Source organism: Wolbachia endosymbiont of Drosophila seguyi, from assembly GCF_028981765.1.
Lineage (GTDB): Bacteria > Pseudomonadota > Alphaproteobacteria > Rickettsiales > Anaplasmataceae > Wolbachia > Wolbachia pipientis.
On record NZ_JAPQLM010000038.1, the window covers coordinates 1 to 3667 of the forward strand.

The window sequence follows — 3667 nt, forward strand, 5'->3', positions numbered from 1 at the left end:
ATAGGGGGGTAACCAAAAAAATGAACTTTCTTTGAGCTGAGCGAAGCCACCTAAGGTAGAGAATGGATCAGGAAGGAGTGGTGTATAAAATTATATATATAAAATCTTTAAGATTTTCTGTATAATTTACTCATGTAACTTGATAAAAAAGGAAGATAGAATCTACTGAAGAGTATATGTATCGATTATCTTCAAAGCCTCTTCATAAATGGTGTCTCTATGCCCTACTGCAACAATAGTTACTGCATGCTTTACAGTATTTACGCTATATATGATGCGATAATCACTAACTCTTAGCCTTCTGTGCCCTTTAAAGCTGTGGTGTAATGGTTTACCAAGGTTCAATGGATCGACTGTAAGCCGATCATGTATTGCGTCTACAACTCTTGACCTTATCGTTTTTGGAAGGTCCGGAAGATTTTTCTTAAGAACGTTCCTTAAGAAGATAATAGTGTATTCCAATCTACATCCTCACTTCTAACCGTCTCTGCACCTTCAACGTCATACTCGTTAGCAACCACAGATAGTAAAAAGTCTTCCATTTCACGATCTATTGCTTCTTTAAATAGCCTTTCTGCTAATTCTTGAGTTGGCTGCTTAGTGAGCTCAACTAGCTTAGCAAAGTGCTGCAAAGTTTCTTTACTGAGAGCTATGTTAGTGCTTAAGTTTGCCATATGCTTTACCAAAGTTCTACTACTGTAACAATTATACAACATTTTTCTGAACTTTTCAATAAAGAAAGTTGATGATATGTAAAGAGAATTTTGTGCACCTGTGTTAATAAACTATTAATAATTTGGCATATACTGGAACTGGCTTTTGCTGATGTTAGGGAGAAATGACACAAAAGTTAATACTAAGTATAGTATTGCAAGATATTATCAAGAATAAGGAAGGTATGCCAGCTGGTGGGTACTGGATGTATTTTTATGATAAAAGAAGTCCAACTACTCTTCGTAATGCCTACTACAAGAACCAGGAGGGAAATGTCGTACCGGCACCAAACCCTTTGCAGCTTGATGAAAACGGTGCTTTACCTCATAAGTTGTACTACTTTGTCGACGTTGATGATCCTGAAGATCGTTATACCGTAGAACTGAAGTGCAATTACGGTAATGCTGCAGCTCCTGAACTCATCTTTCATGATCTACCGTACTTTCAAGAACAATCCAAAGCAGATCCAGCTACATCTATATTATCTGATAACTTATTTATTGATGGTCAATTTAATATTGGTCTACAAATTAATGATAGAGGGCAGGGATCTGGTTATGTTTCACCTGAATTTTCGCAGGTGCCAATTGCTGGACTATCATGGCAGTTTTTAAGATCTTATGCTGATTCAGTACCGATACAGGATAGAACTGATGTAGACAGGATTTTCATTAAAGACATTACCGAAGCTGAAAGGATCGATGAAGGCAATCCTCGTTTTTATTTGAACGTTATTTGCGAAAAACCTAGCGAGACAACGCCACCTCTGCAGAAAGCTGTAACATTTAGGAGCTCTAATGTGTTATGGGGTACTGATGCCAGAGCTTGGCTGAAGTTCTATGCTTGGAGAGGTGGTGATGATATAGTAGTTAATTTACTGGCAATTCGTGATTTTGGTTCAAAATCATCAACACCGCCACAAGTTATGTCAATTGATCAATTTTTAATTGATTCTGATACTCCGAAGGTTTATTACACTAGTTTAAGTTTGCTTGGCTTTGTAATACCTGCAGATATTGGCGATGATCAAAGTTTGACATTGAAGTTTTTGTTACCACCGAATCGAGCATTTAATTTTAAAGCGACAAATTTTTATTGTGCAGAAGCCTCATTGCCAATACATGCAGTTGATTTTAAATACCCAACACAAAATTCTGATTTAGCAAAATCTAATTTATTATTTTCTTCATTTCGAGCAAATAAATATAGCATTGATAACAGTTACAATGAGCTAGTTTTTACAATTGATGGTCTTAAGTTTGTAGATAATATTGGTGAAATAGTTTCCTACCCAAAAGGAGCAAAAGTCGACGGGGAAAAGATAAATCTGCTCAAGTGCGATGGTCGCACACTTGATTCAACAGGTATTAGTCCGCTCGGCATTGAATACAAAAGGCTATATAACAAGCTAGATCATGCTCCAATTACATTTGATATGCTTAAAACCAAAGACATACTAAATTGGTTTAATGCAATATCAAGTGAGTATATTAAGAAGTTTATTGCGGATAATAATGTTAAAGTTAAATTCGAGGGAGATGGAGTAGTAAATCCGAAGCCCGAAGGTGATGATATAGGTCATCTATGGCTAGAAACTACATTCTATGCTAATTCAGATGTTAACTATGATTTTCAATATGTTGCAGCAGCAAATAGCATAGACCTTACTACTTGTTGTCATACGTTTGACATTACCACTAATTACTTAAGTAGTGGCATTCTAATGACTAATATGAATTTAAGGGAGATAAAATTTGCGGGTTCTGGTTCTGATTTTCCAGGTTATTTTCAAACTATAACTAAATTAAATTCAATTTATAATTATACAAATAATGTTGTGCCATACAATAAAGGTATTGATAAAATAACTGAGCAAACTAAAATAAATTACTCTGTTAAAAAGAATTTTTTTTATTTGACAGTAAGTCTTAATTATCAACAATTTCCGTATCCTTCCGGTTTATGTGGATTTTTTAATCCAGTTAATTTTAGTAGTAGAGTTTATGATATTGGTTTTCCTTTAAATATACCATCGGTTAGCGCTACTTTTTTGCAACACAATAATAATACTACTAGTACTTCACAAAGTTACTTTTTGTTTTCACCATGGTTTGTGTATTCAATGGCTTCAGTACATGGTACAAGTATTAGTTCTAGTGGTGGAGATTACCCTAGTTTCATTCATGGTGATTCTAGTGATTTATTAATGAAGTCATGGGGTGATTACGTTATTTACAAACAATCAGCAACGGACAAGAGAACACCAGGAAAACCGAATGTTCTGTTTGCTGGTAAAAATTCAGTGATAACCTATGCTATACAGCATAAAGCTTTGTTTACGCAAAGATGCTTGTATGTCTTGAAATTTAAAGAAGTGAAAGCAGGAGACTTTATAGGTCTTAAAACATCTCATAACACCCAAACTGGTAACAATTTTAACACAGTAATATGGTGGAGTGTTGATGGTGATGGAAAAGCACCAACTAATGTTACCGCCAAAGAATTTAGAGAAGTCAAAGCAACAAAAGATACGACACCAGAGCAACTCGCAGACATGATTGCCAATGATATTAACAATAAGGGAACAACTATATTCCACATTCCTAATATCACTGACGATAAGTGTGACTACTACATAAGGTGCTAACATGAAATAAATTTAAAAATAGGAGAAAAAACATGATTGAACAAAACAGTAAAATCGATGAAATCGATATTGAAATCAGTGAAAAAAATGCTGAAATCGATCATTTTTATGAAGAAACTTTAGAAAAAACGAAAAATATCATCGATGAGGCGATAGCCAAAGGGTATACGCTTGGTGATGATGATCGTAAAGTTTTAGAGCTGGTAAAGGCTAATGAGAAATTTGCTGAAAAAGTTCTAAGAGGTTGTCCGGAAACAAGTAAAAGGCTATAATATCTGAAATTTTAGTACGGGGTAAAGATGAGAA

At 34.7% G+C, this 3667-nt stretch carries 4 protein-coding genes; 2 read left to right on the forward strand and 2 right to left on the reverse strand.

The genetic code is table 11. The features are described from left to right. Nucleotides 1–162 precede the first annotated feature (162 nt). Together OZD62_RS00735 and OZD62_RS00740 are read right to left on the reverse strand one after the other, a co-directional pair. Complete coding sequence (locus OZD62_RS00735) at nucleotides 163–462, reverse strand: type II toxin-antitoxin system RelE family toxin (protein ID WP_138265064.1); 300 nt, start codon at nucleotides 460–462, stop codon at nucleotides 163–165. After that, complete coding sequence (locus OZD62_RS00740; RefSeq protein WP_138265065.1) at nucleotides 438–674, reverse strand: hypothetical protein; 237 nt, start codon at nucleotides 672–674, stop codon at nucleotides 438–440. Before OZD62_RS00740 ends, OZD62_RS00735 begins: the two co-directional genes overlap by 25 nt. Before the next feature lie 164 nt (nucleotides 675–838). On the opposite strand from OZD62_RS00740, the gene OZD62_RS00745 reads away from it, so the two are divergent. Next, nucleotides 839–3361 carry a hypothetical protein gene (locus tag OZD62_RS00745; RefSeq protein WP_275019226.1) on the forward strand — a complete coding sequence of 841 codons (2523 nt, stop codon included), beginning with the start codon at nucleotides 839–841 and terminating at the stop codon, nucleotides 3359–3361. A 32-nt stretch (nucleotides 3362–3393) separates the two neighbouring features. Beyond that, nucleotides 3394–3633: a hypothetical protein gene (locus OZD62_RS00750; RefSeq protein WP_274978974.1), complete on the forward strand. Its 240-nt coding sequence runs from the start codon at nucleotides 3394–3396 to the stop codon at nucleotides 3631–3633. Nucleotides 3634–3667 lie beyond the last annotated feature (34 nt).